Source organism: [Clostridium] celerecrescens 18A, from assembly GCF_002797975.1.
In the GTDB taxonomy this organism is placed as follows: domain Bacteria; phylum Bacillota; class Clostridia; order Lachnospirales; family Lachnospiraceae; genus Lacrimispora; species Lacrimispora celerecrescens.
In genome coordinates, this window is record NZ_PGET01000001.1 from 2,791,166 (window position 1) to 2,808,419 (window position 17,254).

General features: G+C 44.9%; 15 protein-coding genes. All 15 read right to left on the reverse strand.

Annotated features, from left to right (window positions below; genetic code table 11):
- Positions 1-18: 18 nt before the first annotated feature.
- The 15 genes from H171_RS12875 to fdrA all read right to left on the reverse strand — a co-directional run bounded on the left by H171_RS12875 (position 19) and on the right by fdrA (position 17,226).
- A complete protein-coding gene (locus tag H171_RS12875; RefSeq protein ID WP_100305511.1) occupies positions 19-765 on the reverse strand; it encodes a MurR/RpiR family transcriptional regulator in 747 nt (248 codons plus the stop codon).
- Between the two features lie 240 nt (positions 766-1,005).
- Positions 1,006-2,388: a 6-phospho-beta-glucosidase gene (locus tag H171_RS12880; protein ID WP_100305512.1), complete on the reverse strand. Its 1,383-nt coding sequence runs from the start codon at positions 2,386-2,388 to the stop codon at positions 1,006-1,008.
- 165 nt (positions 2,389-2,553) lie between these two features.
- Complete coding sequence (locus H171_RS12885; RefSeq protein WP_100305513.1) at positions 2,554-3,237, reverse strand: RpiB/LacA/LacB family sugar-phosphate isomerase; 684 nt, start codon at positions 3,235-3,237, stop codon at positions 2,554-2,556.
- A gap of 32 nt (positions 3,238-3,269) precedes the next feature.
- Positions 3,270-4,265, reverse strand: a complete 996-nt coding sequence (locus H171_RS12890; RefSeq protein ID WP_100305514.1) for an aldo/keto reductase — start codon at positions 4,263-4,265, stop codon at positions 3,270-3,272.
- Between the two features lie 23 nt (positions 4,266-4,288).
- Complete coding sequence (locus H171_RS12895) at positions 4,289-4,738, reverse strand: PTS sugar transporter subunit IIA (protein ID WP_100305515.1); 450 nt, start codon at positions 4,736-4,738, stop codon at positions 4,289-4,291.
- A gap of 13 nt (positions 4,739-4,751) precedes the next feature.
- Positions 4,752-6,713, reverse strand: coding sequence for a BglG family transcription antiterminator (locus H171_RS12900; RefSeq protein WP_100305516.1), 1,962 nt, complete (start codon positions 6,711-6,713; stop codon positions 4,752-4,754).
- Between the two features lie 24 nt (positions 6,714-6,737).
- Positions 6,738-7,622 carry a class II fructose-bisphosphate aldolase gene (locus tag H171_RS12905; RefSeq protein ID WP_100305517.1) on the reverse strand — a complete coding sequence of 295 codons (885 nt, stop codon included), beginning with the start codon at positions 7,620-7,622 and terminating at the stop codon, positions 6,738-6,740.
- A gap of 33 nt (positions 7,623-7,655) precedes the next feature.
- Positions 7,656-8,762 (reverse strand): PTS fructose transporter subunit IIC, encoded by a 1,107-nt coding sequence (locus tag H171_RS12910; protein ID WP_025232017.1) that lies wholly within the window; start codon positions 8,760-8,762, stop codon positions 7,656-7,658.
- 45 nt (positions 8,763-8,807) lie between these two features.
- Positions 8,808-9,116 (reverse strand): PTS fructose transporter subunit IIB, encoded by a 309-nt coding sequence (locus H171_RS12915; RefSeq protein WP_100305518.1) that lies wholly within the window; start codon positions 9,114-9,116, stop codon positions 8,808-8,810.
- 185 nt (positions 9,117-9,301) lie between these two features.
- Complete coding sequence (locus tag H171_RS12920; RefSeq protein WP_100305519.1) at positions 9,302-10,228, reverse strand: AEC family transporter; 927 nt, start codon at positions 10,226-10,228, stop codon at positions 9,302-9,304.
- A 62-nt stretch (positions 10,229-10,290) separates the two neighbouring features.
- Entirely contained in the window at positions 10,291-11,922 is a 1,632-nt protein-coding gene (locus H171_RS12925; RefSeq protein ID WP_100305520.1) for a PucR family transcriptional regulator, read from the reverse strand.
- A gap of 142 nt (positions 11,923-12,064) precedes the next feature.
- A complete protein-coding gene (locus H171_RS12930; RefSeq protein WP_100305521.1) occupies positions 12,065-13,285 on the reverse strand; it encodes a dicarboxylate/amino acid:cation symporter in 1,221 nt (406 codons plus the stop codon).
- Entirely contained in the window at positions 13,286-14,182 is an 897-nt protein-coding gene (locus H171_RS12935; protein WP_100305522.1) for a DUF2877 domain-containing protein, read from the reverse strand. It lies immediately after the preceding gene.
- Positions 14,154-15,419: a YlbE family protein gene (locus tag H171_RS12940; protein WP_100305523.1), complete on the reverse strand. Its 1,266-nt coding sequence runs from the start codon at positions 15,417-15,419 to the stop codon at positions 14,154-14,156. The genes H171_RS12935 and H171_RS12940 overlap by 29 nt, the downstream gene beginning before the upstream one ends.
- A 40-nt stretch (positions 15,420-15,459) precedes the next feature.
- The gene (gene fdrA, locus H171_RS12945; protein WP_100305524.1) at positions 15,460-17,226 is read right to left on the reverse strand and encodes an acyl-CoA synthetase FdrA; all 1,767 of its coding nucleotides are present in this window, start codon (positions 17,224-17,226) and stop codon (positions 15,460-15,462) included.
- Between the last annotated feature and the right edge of the window lie 28 nt (positions 17,227-17,254).

A 17,254-nucleotide genomic window follows, 5' to 3' on the forward strand; every position in this document is an offset into this window, starting at 1 on the left:
GCATATTCAGCAAACTACCTACCCCTGTTTCTTCTGCACCGCCAGCTTAGCCAAAGCTTCCACGATATATACTGCCGGCAGCTGGGAGGTTATATCCACCTTCATCTTCTTATAGACCGTCCGTTCCCTCTGGATATAATAAGAGATGTTGTAATCAGAAATTTTGGCCAATGTACTGTTTTTACTGTTGGTAATCGATACTACCGTACTGTTGCACTGCTTAATGATCTCTGAATTTTCAATGAGTATGTCCGTTTCCCCCTCCACGGAAAGAATGATAATAATGCTTTCCTTAGGAAACTCCAGATTAATAGGAAACATGGGATTATTTATCCCCGTGGCAAATATTCCGATATTGCAGAAATACCGGCTGGCATACTCTGCAATAATTCCTGAATTGCCTATTCCAAGAAAAATGATCTGCTTCTTTTCTGCGATAATATTGGCGATAGACTTAAGCTGTTCATGAAAAGATTCCGTCTCGATCCTTTGGAAAAAATCTAAAATAGAGCTGGAATCAAATCCCTGCCGAATTGTCTTTGTACTCTCCTTCTCCATCTTATATCTGATCTTAAACTCGGAAAATCCATTGCAGTTTACTTTCCTGCAGAACCGGGTAATGGTCGTGGTGGAAACATGGGCTTCGTTGGCAAATTCCCGAATGGTCATATATGGAATCTTCTCACTGTTTTTCAATATGAAATTATAAACCTCATAATCAAGTTCGCTAAACTGGTTCAGTACCTGATTGGAAAACATCATCATATTACGCTACCGCCTTTTATATTTATTAAGTCAAGCAGATATTCGCAATCCGCGCCCTTACTTGATCCGGTTAAAATCTGATATTCCAATGACTGCTGTAAGTTGTCTTTTTTATATTATCATAAAAGGGTTGTATTTTCAATGAACAGGATATCTTTAACCACCAAAAGAAGTCATTGCAGCTAATTTAGCATGCAATGACTCCTTACACAGCAGGAAGTAATAAAAATTATGGAAAACTTAACTGTTCCTGGCTTCCAAACGATCAATCGTTTCTTTGAACTGAGGTAAATGCTCCTTATGAGCGACTAATAATTCATCTAATACCGTCTTAGCAATTTTGCCGCTTGGAACCAGAGGATTTATGGTAAATGCCTGCTGGGCAGTTCCGTAGTCACCGGTTACGGCTGCTTTAATGGTAGTTAACTCCATGTCTTTCATTAACTGCAGCAGTCCTCTGCAGGAAGGTTCAAAGGAACCCCAGGAGATCGGAACCGGGCCGCCTGATGTTATGATGCTGCTTACTTCCACTACCACGTCATCGGGCAGATCTGAAATAGCTCCATTATTTCTTGTGCTGACTACCATATGGGTACGCTTATCATTAAAGATGGAATTAATTAATTCGCAGGCAGCATCAGAATAGAACGCTCCGCCCCTCTTTTCTAACTGAGGCGGTTTAATGCTCAGATTCGGATCCTTATATAGTTCAAACAATTCGGCCTCCGTACGTTTTACCAGTTCGGCGCGGGTCTCACCCTTTGCAAAGGCGTCCAATTCTTCCTTCAGCATATCGTCGGTAATATAATAATACCTGTGGTACATACAGGGAATAATTCCAAGATTTAAAATCTGTTCCTGTAAAAACGAGATATTGGGGATATTTTGCACTCCCGAATTTGCGCTTGTAAAGCTTTTCAGCGCATTTTTCATATTCTCAACACTGGTATAAGCCGTTTCAAGAACCTCATTGGTCCTTTCCCCGCCGGCTTTGTCCCATACCCTATGCCAGTGAAAATGATTCAGGCCTCCAAAACGAAAGAACAGATCCTCCTCGTTCTCTTTTAAAGCTCCTGCTGCGATCTTTCTGCAAAGAATGGGAACATTACATAGACCTACCACCTTATTCCAGCTGCCATACCGCATAACAGCTTCTGTAACCATGCCGGATGGATTTGTAAAATTAACAAGCCATGCATCGGGACACAACTCTTTCATGTCCTCTACAATATCTAAAATAACCGGAATGGTACGGAACGCTTTGAACATGCCTCCGGCGCCATTGGTTTCCTGGCCCAGAATTCCGTGGGATAATGGGATTCTTTCATCTTTAATACGTGCATCCAACAAGCCTACACGAAACTGAGTCGTGACAAAATCAGCATCCTTAAGAGCTTCCCGACGGTCTAATGTCAGGTGAATCTCCCAGTCAAGCCCCGCTGCCTTCACCATACGCTTTGCCAAATTTCCGACAATCTCAAGCTTTTCTTTTCCTGCTTCAATATCAACCAGCCAGATTTCTTTTATGGGAAGATCGTCTTTTCTCTTTATAAACCCTTCCATTAATTCAGGAGTGTAACTGGAACCGCCTCCAATGGTTACAATTTTAATTTTCTTGTTCATATAAAGCCCTCCTTTTTATATAAAAATTATAATACAAAAAAGAGGGGAAGAAAACAGAGGCAGCCAATCCAGTAACATAACAAACCGTTTAGGTACATGTTTCCTGTAAAAGACACCTTGTATTTTTTCTGCAGGAATTACATCATATGGGGGAAAATCATATGATTAATTTCCATTTGCTTCCGCGGCCATCTTATCCACAAAAGCCTTGATTTCTTCATCCTTGCATCCCTCATAAAAGCAATCCAGGAATCTTGGAATCATGCATTCCTTTACCATCTGGGGATCCAGGGATTTAAGAGCCTCCAGAAGTGGTTTTGCCACCTGTTTTTTCACTTCAAAAAGAAGATTGGCATTCCTGTTTTGCGCCTCTTTCCTGGCTTCCGGGTATCCCATTCCCTTTGGGGAACCAAATGCCCTGGTGAAAATATTATTTAAGTTAAGCTCCGCTCCCCAGCCAAAGCCCTTGGCAAAAGGAAGGGACAGGGCATTTCCGTTATTGATCTGCAAAAACAGATAGGCATCCGTTGGCTCTATGCAGTAGCCGCATACAACTCCCGGATACATATTTAAGGACATCAATGCCCCCTGTCCTGTGCCGCATCCGGTGACTACAAAATCAACCGCTCCTGAGTTTAAAAGAAGGGCCGCCTGGATGCCTAAATGCAAATACGTAAGCCTGGGATTTTCCTTGGTGTATGCCTCAGGCACGTCCTGGTCTGAGAGGGGTTTTTCCATAGCTGCATTATATACCTGATTCCCCATTGGTTCTGCGACTGCTTTTAACTCCTTTAATATAATCCCGTTCTTTGGCGACTGACTGAATTCATTTAATAATGCAATTTTCATTTGTTTCCATTCCTCTCCGTCTGTTTATTTTTCTAAACCTGTTTTCCAATGGCCCTGTCCGCATCTCTTCTCATCCTTAAATAATCTTCTTTAGACATGGGAATGTCCATGGATTTTGCGGTATCCTCGATCTGGGACAGCTTCCTGGCTCCGCAAAGCACGTTGATCTTAGGGGAAACCATGGAATTCCACTTGATGCACAGATTCGCAAGGCTGCACCTGTACTTATCCGTTAAGTCCTTCCAGCCTGCCAGCATCTCATTTGCTGTCCTGATATTCTCCTGCTTCCACCAGGTTTTTCCTTCCCGGACTTCCCCCTTTCCTGGTACATAATCATCCGGGGCTTTCCCGGCGAGAAGTCCCTGTTCAATGGGGGAATAGGTCTGAAGGGTGATCCCATTCGCTTCGCAGAAAGGCAGGAGGTCTGTTTCCGCTTTCCTGTCCAGGATGCTTAATTTTTCCTGGATCACATCCAGCTCCCCTGCAGCAACATAGTCCTTAAGTACCTTCAAATCTACGTTGGAAGCACCGATGGCCCGGATCTTTCCCTCTTCCTTCATTCTCAAAAGTTCTCCCATGGTCTCTGCCACAGGTACCTTCCCATAGGTTTTGCATTGCCAGTGCGTGTAATATACATCAATATAATCCGTTCCCAGGGCTTTTAAGCTCAGTTCCAAATCCCTCCGTATGGCTTTGGGGGATAGATCCCTGCTCACGGTATTGCCTTCTTTTGTAAAATGCACCTCTCCACCATGGTCATACCATTGGAGTCCGCATTTGGTAGAAAGGATGACACGGCTGCGGTCCGTCTGTTTTAACGCCTGCCCAATGACTTCCTCACTGTGTCCAAAGCCGTAAACCCTGGCAGTATCAATCCAGTGGATCCCCAGATCCAGTCCTCTTAAGATGGTTTTCACCGACATTTCATCGTCATTGGTCCCCCACCATTCTCCACCTCCGATTGCCCAGCAGCCCAGGGCAAGGGCATTGGCCCTGATTCCTGATTTTCCTATCTCTCTCATTTCCATAACCAAACCTCCATGTTTTACCTTTATGAAAATGCGTCCAATAAATCTTCATAAGTAGACGCAGCCTGCAGTTTTCCCATGATGGTCTCATTACCAAGCTTACCCGCCAGTTCCGCAATCAGGCGAAGATGGTCTTTGGCTCCTTCGCTGTCGGAGGGCACTGCAAACAGGAAGAAAAGATCCGCAGGCTCCTCGTCGTAAGACTCCCATTCCACCATCTGCTCCGTTCTGCCCACTGCAATCCCTACCTTATCCACAAAATCGGATTTACCGTGGGGAATGGCCACATGTCCTCCGATCCCTGTGATTCCTTCCTCTTCCCTTAAATATACATCCTTAATGTAGCCTTCCAGATCCTCCACGTATCCCGCCTTCTTTAAGAGGCCTGCCAGATGGCGGATCACCTCATCCTTATTACCTGCTTTCATCTTTAAATCAATGACTCTCTTATCCAGAATCTCTTTTACTGCCATCTTGTTTCTCCCCTTACTTGATAAAATACTGATAGACTTCCAGAGATGACTCCAGCCGTTTCATTGCCTCCATGTTGTCGTCATTCTCTGTAAGCAGCAGAAAATCTTTATAAAACTGCTTTGTCCTTTTTATCTCAAATTTTGACGTCATTTTTGTTGCAAGAAGGAATATGGTATCAACCATATCCTCATGCCATTTGACCGGTTTATCTAATATAGCCACCACGATGCGGGCTTCATTCACCTCTGCTATGTTTCCATGGGGAATGGCGATGCCTCTGCCAATACTAGTCGTTGTAGCCCTTTCCCTGTCAAAGACACTTTCCAGATAATTCTGAGTCACATCTCCTTTTTCTTCCAGCCTCTTCACCATCATGGTGATCAGCTGGTCCTTATCCCTGACCTCGGGCCTTACCAGGATTAAATCGACCTCAAACAACTGGTGGCATAAGCTGTTAAACTGGAAATCCGGTTTATTCCTTAGCCTGGAAACCTGGGCGGCCTTGCGCCGTATGATCTCAATTTCCGTTTCGCTTATGCGGTCTTCCACGGTAACCACCCTGGAATCATCCAAAACCAGGCCGGATCCATTGATAATGATATCCGTTTCCGGATGAAGAGACAATTTAAAATCATGGCGGCTGACCGCCTGTACGTCCGTGATCTCCGGAATGCTGTATTTAATCATCTCAATGGAAAGCTGGCAGGCAGCCATGCCCCTCTGGCTCACCAGCAGAGCGGTCAGGGGTCTCCCCTTTTTTCTGCGGATTATGGCAGCCTGGATATAAAGTGCAATTCCTGCCAGTTCATCCTCTGTCACCTGTACATCGTAATACTCCTCAAACAAGCTGCTGGTTGACCAGGCAGCCAGAAAGGTCTGCTTGTATTCGTTCTTAACATACTTGCTTATGCTGTCTCCCGCAACCGTGGAATACTTCATCCGGAATATGGCCGACCTCATATGGATCAACAGGCCTTCATACAGCATCTGGTCCCCGGAAAGGTCTGCTTCCAGCAGGTCACCAATGGTTTCGATCACCAGTTTTACAAAGTGCTCCAGATTCTTATCATACTGCATGGCATAATCTTCGTCACTGACATCGGTAAAAGTTTTCAGTTTTTTAGCCGAAAGCAGCAGCACCGCCAGAAGAACGGTATCATCCTCTGTTAAATCAACCTGATATTCTCTTCCGATCCTCTGGTAAATGGATTCAGCAAAGGAATATTCATTGTAACGCTGGATATTTTCTTCCTGCATATTGCTGGAGAGAAGTCCATCGTCAAGACCTTTTCGGGAAACGGAGAGGCAGGTCATGATCCATACCATTTTAAAGGAATGGTCGGCCAGCTCGATTCGCCATGCGTTTTCCGCTTCCACGATCATACGCCGAATGCGGGCCGCATCCACTCCCGGTGCATAAGTTCCAAAGAGCGCCTCCATGATTTCCGGCAGCAAATCCAGCATATAGTCCTTGATTGCAATCCGGAAGCTATACTCCTTTCCGGTCAGACATATACCCTTATTCCGTACGGCCGTTATTTTTATATTCCGTTCCTCAAACCATGACCTTATATCTTTCAGCAGATTGCTGACGGTAGGAGGGCTTAAATAGAGGCTGTCTGCCAGCTGCTGAAGAGTCACGACTTCTCCAGGCTTCATTTTGAGAAGCTTGCCCATAAGCTGTATATTCCGGTTATCCAAATCCCCGGCAGGGTCTTCTCCCTGCTCCAGGCGGCTTTCCAGGATCTTCCTCTGCCTGCCGTCAAGTTCCAGCCATATCCCGGTTCCCTGCCTTTTTTCTATTTTCCCAAGCCCTTCCGCCTCCAGCCATTCATCAAGCTGCTTCATACGGGTCCTCACCGTTTTTTCAGATAATCCCACATTATCGGCAAGCTGCAGTATGGTGTAAGTTTCTCCGCCTATCAGGCACTGCAATATTTTATTGTTATATAATGCGATCTTATCTTCCTTCAAGTAAACACCCCTATCCTTTAGGAATTACTCATTTCCTGCCTGTTTTGCTGCTCCATATATATATCTTCCGCTGGAACCGATCACCTTCATATAATCCTTTACAAACTGTTTGATCCCTGCTTCCGCCGCCATGCAAAGATGCATATAATCGATCTCCGGATTCTGCCCGATCTCCTTAAGCATGGCCTTCTTTCCTGCTTCAAAGGCATCGGTGCATACATTGATCTTATTAATGCCTCCGGCTACTGCCTTTCTTAAATTTTCTTCTCCGGAACCGGAGCCTCCGTGAAGTACCAATGGCATGTTTAACGTCTCTTTTAACAGATGAAGCCGTTCAAAATCCAGCTTCGGTATCTTTCCCTTGGGATAAGCCCCATGAGCTGTGCCAATTGCCACAGCCAGAGCATCGATGCCTGTCTTTTCCACAAAATCCATTGCAAGGTCAGGATCGGTATACAAATCCGTATCCGCATCGTCCTCATGGTCCGCCTGGCCCACATGTCCCAGCTCTCCTTCTACGGAACAGCCCATGCCATGAGCAAGAGCAGTGATGATTGCCGTGCGCTTAACATTCTCCTCATAAGGCAGGGAGGAACCATCGTACATAACATTGGTAAATCCACGGTTGATGCAGTCCGCAATGGTGTAAAAATCAGAACCATGGTCAAGGTTTAAGGCAACCGGTACATGGACCCTTGCCGCCAGCTCCTTTATCACCGGAAGCATTTCTTCCGCATGGGCATGATTTTTCATCTGCCCAGGTCCAAACTGCATGATAATGGGAGAATGCTCCTCTTCCGCTGCCATAATTCCCGCCCTGGCCATCTCTATGTTAATGCTGTTCATCGCCATAACACCGTAGTAATTTTTATTTGCATCATCAAGGATGGCTTTCATTGATACTAACATGCTTTCCTCTTCCTTTCCATATTATCCTCAGTCTTACTGGATATTAATATCCAGATCAAAGTCAAGTTCTTCCTCTTCCTTTTCCACCTGTTCGTCCAAAGGTCGCTTAAGAACTGCATAGATTACTCCCGTCACCAAAGACCCGATAACCAGGGCAATCAAAAACCACATGGGATTCTTCATCATGGGAACTACGAAAATACCTCCATGACCCGCTACTGACTCACAGCCCATGCCTACTGCAATGGCACCGGCCACAGCAGAACCGATCATGCTGCTTGGGATTACTCTTGCAGGATCTGCTGCCGCAAAGGGAAGAACACCTTCCGTAATAAAGCAAAGGCCCATGGGAAGCGCCGTTTTAGCAGTTTCCAGTTCCACTTTTGAGAATCTGTTTTTCCTTAATAAGGTTGCAATAAATATTCCGATAGGAGGGGTCATACCTCCGATGATCTTGGCAGCCATAGGTCCGTTAATCCCATCTGTTCCCAGAGCGTTAGCAGCCATGGAAGCGGTCTTGTTAATGGGGCCGCCCATATCAAATCCCATACAGGCACCGATTACCCCGCCGATCACAGCCTTTGCTCCTCCGTTTAAGGAGATGATCCACTGCTGGAATACATTCATTATAAAGGAAAGTGGAATTGAGAACACGCAGAGGAAAATCATGCCGCATACCACGGTCGATATCACCGGTATGAACATAACCGGCATCAGCCCTACGCACCATTTTGGTAGCTTCCAGGTCTTCATCCAGTTTACAAAGTAACCGATGATAAAGGCCATGAGCAGTCCCCCCAGGAACCCTGCCTTGGATTGGGACGAACAGTAGCCGATTACAATACCAGGTACGATTCCAGGCCGCCCCGCTATCGAATAGGCCACACCGGCCGTCATCACAGCTACCGCAAAATCCATTGCTACGGAACCCAACTTATTTACTCCCCACCAAAAGCCTAACCAGGAAAAGGGATTTAAATTTGTAAACGGTGTTGCCCCTGCCTCTACGGCATTGCCGATGTCATATCCGCCAAACCCCTTTGCCAGTGCACAGAGGATTCCCCCGCATACAACAATAGGGATCATATAAGAAATTCCAGTCATAACATGTTTCTTAATATCAAGTTTTTGCCTTGCCATTGTATTCCCCTCTTTCTCCATATTCTTTTCTTTTCTGCGTTTCAGCTACTTCCCCATTTTTTCGTGAATCTTTGATATTACCCCTTTGGGAGATTTCATTACCATACTGATTGGAATCTCCACGACCGGTTTTCCTGCAAAACGGTCTTTGTTTACCCGGATATCCGCAGAAATCAAAATCACATCCGCTTCCCGGATATCGTCTGGGGTAAGCTCATCTTCCACGCCAATGGAGCCCTGAGTCTCTACCTTGATATAGTCTCCCAGTTCCCTTGCTGCATTTTCCAGCTTTTCCTTGGCAATGTACGTATGGGCGATTCCCGCCGTACATGCCGTAATGGCTAAAATCTTCATACACTTCCTCCTCGCTTTCTTTAGGTTATATTTACTTTAACACTTAAATGGCATCAATGGTAAATGAAAAGCGGCATAATGTTACGGTAAATTTTTGTTTGTTTCAAATGGGTATGATACAAAAACACCCTGCAGGCTTTGAACTATCTGCAGGGCGTTTCCCTTTTTATCCGTTATGCGTTCATTCAGAAAACCATGCCTCCAACCAGCATGACAGCAGGTATGGTAACCAATGATAAAACCGTGGTAACAGCCAGTAATTTTGAGGCATACTGGCTGTTTTTGTTATACTGCAAAGCAAACATGGTCCCCGTGGCTCCGCTGGGACAGGCTGAGGCTACTAAAATCGTGACAGCAATGGCAGAATCCACCCTGACTGCCATGAGCAGCACCAAGGTAATGAGAGGAATTGCAAGAAGCTTTGCTGCGCTGATCACATAAGTCCTGGGACTTTTTAAACAGGAAAGCAGCCCGCTTTCCGCCAGATTCATACCGGAGATCAACATTGCAACCGGCGTGTTCATGGCTCCGATCATTGATAAGGGATTTCCCACTACTTCCGGCAGATGAAGCCCTGTTACAAAAAAAAGAATCCCTATTACAATTGCCACGGTAGAAGAATTGATAAAACTTTTTAAGGTAGTCATCAAACTTCCGGTTTTTCCCTTCATCAGCAGGATTCCATGGGACCAGATCATGATATTAAATGCGGTAATATAAGCGGTCATAAAGAATACGCCTTTTGCTCCCAGCAATCCATTGATAATGGGAATGCCGATAAAACCACAGTTGGAATAGATCATAGAAAATTTTTCCACTGCCATATCCGGGTTTTCTTTGGAACGGATTAGAAGTCTGGAAAGAAGGATCGATAAAAAAATGCTGGCAACGGATAATCCCAAGGTAAGTATCAGTCCAATTAACAGATCTCCGTCAAACTCCATCTGATAGGAAACAATGATCATGCAGGGGGTAATCACATTAAGCAGGATGGAAGACATCCGTTTACTTGTTCCGTTGTCGGCAATTCCTGTTTTAAATGTGACTGCTCCGATCACCATGATAAGGAACATTTCCATGATTTTATTAATTGTAATATGTGCCAAATTCATTTATTTATGTTTGCACGGTATCCGGCAATTCTCCTTTTATTTTATCTGGATGCTGCAGGTTCTCATTCATTCTGTTCTAACAGCACCAGGCTTAACTGCAATTGAAAGCAGTAATTAGCATCAACAATTTCCCTGCCGAGAATTTCTTCGCATTTTTTGATCCGGTATTTAATGGTATTCCTGTGAAGGAACATATGATTGGCAGTCTCTGTAACGCTGCATCTGCAGTCCAGATACGTCTTAAGTGTCCTCCTGAGCTCCAATGTCATCTCATCTTCAGGATTCGTCAGGCCCTTTAAATGGTATAGGCAGTATCCTTTGATCTGTTCACTGGACACCATTTTAAACAGTTCATTGGCATCGGTTGACTTGAAATATTTTATATAAGGAATATTCTCCTTCTCTTCCCCGTACTGGTAGCTTTCCAAAGCCGTAATATAGGAATTTCCGATGGTTTCCAGCTCCATCACACCATTTCCAAAGGAGAACGTGACAGAGACCTGCAAAAAATGCTGCAAAGATTCGTGGTATTCCTCAAGAACCTTCTCCAGCTCCCTGTAATTTCCCTGTATCAGCAAGATATACTGGTAAGTCAGGGTCTCCGGAAAAATGATGATATCCCCATGGAATTTCTCCTGCAGCTTTCTGCTAAGCCAGTCATAGATTAAGATGTACCGTTCCTCCCTATAAGATAAGTTAAGGAAATCAAACTCTCTTCCTCCAAACGGCTCCAGGGTCGCCAGGATTATCTTATAGCCGGCTGCCGGCTTTAGCCCATATTTTTCCCCTACCGTGTATAGCTGGGCAGAGGACCACCGTTCTTTCTTATATTTATTTACAAGAATATGTAAAATCGCTTCTTTTTGCTTTAATGGATTGCATCTAACATACAGGTTTTTATATAGAAAGATACCAAACACCAGTACCAACTGCTCGATCACCATGCCGGATAAGGTATCTTCCTTTTCCGCGCCGCCATAGATGTAAAGATAATAAGGATTTTTCCCCACCGTTTGAATCGGGTAGATAAAGACCTTTTCCTTTATCTTTGGCACATAAACGAAATTCTCAAAAATGTCCGTTCTTCTTTCATAAAGTGACAGGTCATAGAACAGATTTTGTGCCGCCTTTAAGTATTCCTTTTGACACGTATGGGTCGTAGCCTCTACTTCACCAAAGGGATTTAATAATGCGGCCGGCCTCTTAATGACAAGCCCCAGGTTGTTCATCATAACATTCATGGAAGCACCCTGAAGAAGCAAAGCAGAGAATTTCTTCTGCGTGTTTAAGACAAAGGTCAATTCTGCGTTCTGATTATCCCAGATATAAGCTAATAACTGCTGAAAGACCTCACCCAATGTCATGTGATAAGGAATCTGAATCAGCGGAAATTCCAGCTGGTCTGCAAGGTCTGTGACCTCCGGCTCCAGATGATCGATAAAACGTCCCAGCTTAATAGCAAGTCCGGCACAGGGCAGGCGGTCCAGACTGAGAATAAACTCACACAATCCAGACTGGTTTTCCTTAAACGCCATCCCGGTAGTGATCAATAACGTATTCTCCGGTAAATAAGACGCAACATCCGGCGTTTCCGTGGACTCAACCGTGAAAATCTCTCTGCTTAAATCCGCCTTTTTATTCAGCACCTTTAGATTTTGAAATATTGGTTCTTCCAGTAATTTCCCAATGGTCATATTATGCCCCTCTTTTTACATTCGGAATCGTTTATCAACACTCACCGTTCGCCGAATGTGCTAGCACATTCTTCTCACCTGCGCTCATTATACTATGTCCCTGCCAGCCTGGCAATCCGGCATTTATGAATAAATCCTCTGATCATTGATTTCCGTTTAAAATCCCGTAATCCAGCTCCTTTTCATCCTTTGCTATCATCATGGCAACCAAGGCGTCAATATCCACATTCAATATGGTGCGGAACATCCCGGAAAACCAGTCGATGCTGGATAAGAAAGCAATGCTTTCCAGCGGAAGCCCAAGTGCGGGAACTACCGTAGCCAATGCTACAAGACCGCCTCCTGGTACCGCCACCGTTCCTAAGCAGGCTAAAGTAGATAAAACAATCACGCGGACCAACTGGGGCATAGGGAGAGGAATTCCATAAATCTGGGAAACAGTTATGCATGCCAGAGCGAGAAACATGGATAAACCATTGCTGTTCAAGGTCATACCCAGGGGATTAACAATCCCTGATACCTTTTTGCTGACTCCCAGCTTCCTCTCACTGTCCTCCATTTTTATGGGAAGGGTAACGGCGGAAGAGGTTGTGGTAAATGCTACAATGGTCATATTGTAAAGCTTTCTACCAACATTCAAAGGATTGGTCTTACAGTAAAAGGATACAAATGCGATCATAACCCCCAGATACAGTAGAGAACCGCACCCGAATATGAAGAGAAACCTAATCAATGGCAGAATGACCTTAATACCAGTTGTTCCTGCAGTATATGCTAACAGGGCACCGATCCCCAAAGGAGCCAGATTTATGACTTTATGTACAATTCCCAATATCACTTCATTAAATTCCTTTATGACACCCATAAGCAGGCCCCTCTCCTTATTTATACGGAAAGCCCCCAGTGACGCACCGAATAATACGGAGAATATGATCACCTGGATCATATTGGAGTTTGACATGGATTGAACGATATTGCTGGGTAAAAAATCCAGAATAATGTTGTAAAGTCCCTTGTCTGATGCCTGAACAATCTGGTCGGAGACTGGGAGGAAAAGCCCTTTTCCAGGCAAAAAAAGCTGGCCCAAAACAGCTCCTGCCGCTGCCGCCACCACAGTGGTCAGCAGAAACCAGAACAGCATCTTTGCCCCAAATCTCCCTAATTCTTTTGGATCCAGTTTAGCCACCGATTCTATGACCGCCCCCATGATCATTACCACGACAGACATTTGAATGAGCCGCAGAAAGATATCTCCTATCAGCTTAATATCTTTCACCTTGTCTCCAAAACAGATTCCAAGCAGCAGCCCCACAGTCATCCCGATCATAATCTGCACTGTCATTGATAATTTCACTTTTTTCATTTATGGACCTCCCATTCTATTTTTTACCCTGCCTTTGATAAAATAAGCCCCTGCTGCCATGCCTAACATCATATCGCAGCCAGAGGTAGAACCTATCAGCCTTATCCTGCCTATGCTCATCTTCATATGAGTAGAATCCTTCTGAATCATGGCGTCCAACAACTCCGTCATAACGATATTAAAATACCCGTTCAATGCACAATGTAAATAATGCCCGCTGATATCCGTTGTATATTGACGGTCTATGAGTGACTTTAAGCCCTGTAGAAAGGGCATTTCCAATATTGGGTAAATTCTGTCCATATAAAGAAGCCCCATAAGATAGTCATCACCTGACGGTGTCAACCCCCTCCCTCTTCCGATCCATCTTTTTATCGTTTTCTCAGCCTCTTCTTTTGGTTTGGAAAATGCCTGATATAATTCCTCCACTTCTTTTTTCTCTGCCGTTAAAAAGGAGCCCATGGATTCCCCGAATCCAGTAGGAAGATTCCAATCAATGAGCCTCTCAAACATGGAAAGCCCTTCAAGTTCTATGGAATAATCCCTTTTCTGAATATAGCTGCAGTATATCCGGGTATTTTTTAAGCAAAGACGGATGGAATCTGAATATAGGGTCCTTTCCTTCTCATTCCACCGGAAACAGCTGGAGGAGGCTGCCTGTTCCAGGAATACAGGCAGATCCTCCTTATCTAATAAAATACCATATGGGACCAGGGCTTCGTTTTTATTTCCAATAAAGCAGAGGAACGGAGGAAGCGCCAGATTGCATCCGCTCTCAAATTGGCTGTGGATTCTATAAACTTTGTCTTCTTTTAATGCTGCAAGCAGCTCTGATGCTGCCAGCTTTCCTGATAAGCTTCTCATAACCTTACCCTTTATATCCCAGTTTTTTTGCATAAGCCCTCACCGCTTTTTGAAAGCATTCAATAGGCGGATGAACTGTTCCCGCTCCTATCTGCCCCACTCCTGCTTCCTTATGGGCGATTCCCGTATTGATTACAGGAGTGATCCCTGTTTCTACTACCTTTCTCGCATCAATGCCTAAGCAGGTTCCCTGAAAATTCCATGTGGGGATGGAAAAATTAGGATTCTGGCCGATGACGATTTCCAGCATTTCATTGCTGATGCGAAGGGCATCCTGAAAGCCGCCTGTTCCTACGAACCTGGTAACAGCAGGTGCTGCAATCATGGCCATTCCGCCTACGCCAAAGGTTTCCGTGATAGCGCTGTCTCCAATATCCGGACTGGCATCCTCTCCGGAATATCCTGTAAAATATAGACCCTGGGGAGTATTTACAGGAGCCGTAAACCACTCATCCTTCATGCCGCTGATCCTGATCCCAAAGTTTTCTCCATTTCTGCACATTGCTGTCACAATGGTACCTTCTGTGATCCTGCGTGCCCCATCCATTACCGCCTTAGCCGCTGCCATCATGATATTCAGGAAGAACTGGTCCGTATCAGCCAGAAACTGAATAACTTCTTTCTTCTTCTCCTCTTCTATGGAAAGACCTGATATGACTGGGGACATCTCTTTTAAGAATAGAAGGGAAGCTGCAATGTTCCTTTGATGGAATTCATCTCCCATGGCTATGGCCTTTGCGATCATGGGATTCATAGCAAGCCCTTTCTCAAACCCCTTAAGCGCCATAGAAAGCACCGGCCCCAGTACATCTCTCATCCAGCCTAATCTTAGAATCACTTCTCTGGAATATGCTCCAAACCTGAGAACCTTGCCAATTCCTTCATTCATGGAACAATAGGCCCTGTTCCCATCCGTGGTATTTTCTACTACAAATACTGGCATGTTAGCAGAAGTAATGCCTCCCATAGGTCCTACTGCATCCACATGGTGACAGGGAATAAAACCCACCTCTCCCTGGCTTAAAAGCTTCACTGCTTCCTCCTTGGTAGCCGCCCATTTTTCAAACAGGGCGGCACCTATACAGGAGCCTTTCATAGGGCTGGTCATATTTTCCCACCGGATAGGCGGTCCTGCATGGAGAAGTACCTTTCCCTGATTTAATTCTTTCATTACTGTTTTAGCCGGTACCACATCCAATAAAACCGGTGAAGCAAGGATTATTTTCTGGATGACCGCCTGATTTGCATCGTCGATTGTATTGTACAACATAAGAACCTCCTTATATCCACATAAGTCTTTTTGCCGATTCCTACAGCCCGGAAAACTTGTAACCTCTTAAATACTGCAGGGCTTTGATCATCTCTAAATCCCCTCCTGCAGGCGGCGTCCATTGATACTGCACGACCTTACATGAGAATTCTTCCAGTACATCGGCAAAACCTTTCAGTCCGATATTGATGACTCTGGGTTTTTGCCCAAGCAATTCCATAACCTTTTCGGATACGGTATGATCCTTATCTGCCTTCATCTTCTCCCTGGGAAGAATCGTTTTTTCCTTCTCCACGTATGGTTGGCCGATCAGAGAGAGAGCCGTTTCCACCGTTCTTTTATTGCTGGTACAAAGTATGACACCGATATCTTCCAGTTTTTTTCTCTGCAGATCATAATTCTGCATATCCCCTCTGGTTCCACAAATCGTAGCTACAAAATAAACCTTTCGCCCCTGCTTTTTCACCTGCTCCATCATATCCAGGATCCCCGGAACAAGAGCTCCGGCCATGTCCTCATGAGAACCATATCCCAGTACCAGATCGAACAGAATGACACCTGTCTGCTCTTCCTCCAGGGCCTGCTTCATGCATGAGATCCTGTTTGTGGGATCGATCATGGGATGCGGTTTTCCCATGGTATAGATGTCATCTCCCAGATCTATGATGGTATAGCCCTGTGTATTAAGCAGATAACCTTCCTGTTTTCCTCCTGCTCCGGTAATGCCAATGGTATCCTTTATAAGCATTACAGCCTCTGCTGCCAAAGTTCCTCCGGAATAATAACCTTTTATGGTTTTATTGTCTTCCTTTTTAAATCCTTTCTGTACCTCCGGTTTCCATGTATCCTTTGTGATTTCTACGTTTCTTACTAAGGAAACTGCGATCCTGGCTGCTTCATCCAGGGTGCAGGCATGGTAGAAATTCTCCTCATGGATCTCCGGCTTCTCCCCAAGGAACAGGGTCACCACAGGCTTTTCATAATCCCAAAGCCTGTTTACAATCACATCTCTTACTTCCTTTGCCGGAGGTTTTGACAGGATGACCACCACCTCTACCTGGGGATCCTTTTCCATGGCGTCAATGGCATCAAGCATGGTGATTCCGCCTACTTCCCCCGATAAATCCCGGCCGCCTGTGCCGATGGCATTTGCCACTCCTTCTCCAAGATGATCAATGATGGTGGTAACTTCCTGGATTCCTGTACCGGATGCGCCGATGACTCCGATCTTCCCCATCCTGACATGGTTGGTAAAGGCGATTGGTACCCCCTTAATAATACCGGTTCCGCAATCCGGTCCCATGACCAGAAGGCCTTTTTCATGAGCCTTTTGTTTCAGATATATTTCATCCTTTTTTGATACATTGTCGCTGAAAATAAATACATTTAAATTCTCATCAAGTGCCCTGTCGGCCTCAGCCGCCGCATACATGCCTGGTATGGACAGGACTGCCAGATTGGCATCCGGCATTCTTTTAATCGCCTGTTCCCAGGAGGATACGATGTGTTTATCTTCATTTCCGGAGGAACTTTCGGACTGGTCGTTTAGAAATTTCTCCACTTCTTTTAAAACCTGCCCGATGAGCTCCTCTGATTCCACATCTGCCACAATCGCCATATCATTGGACTGGGCTTCCATCAAATCTGGAGTCTCCAGACCGCTTGCCTTAAATAAGTCCTTGTTAGCGGGGGTTGCCATCATAATCGATACTTTATGTATTCCCGGCATGGAGGAAATTTTATTTGTCAGTAACATAAGAACCACGGAATCCTGATAACTTCCTTTACGAATTATCGTTTTAATCATGTTACGATTCTCCTTTTAACTATAATCA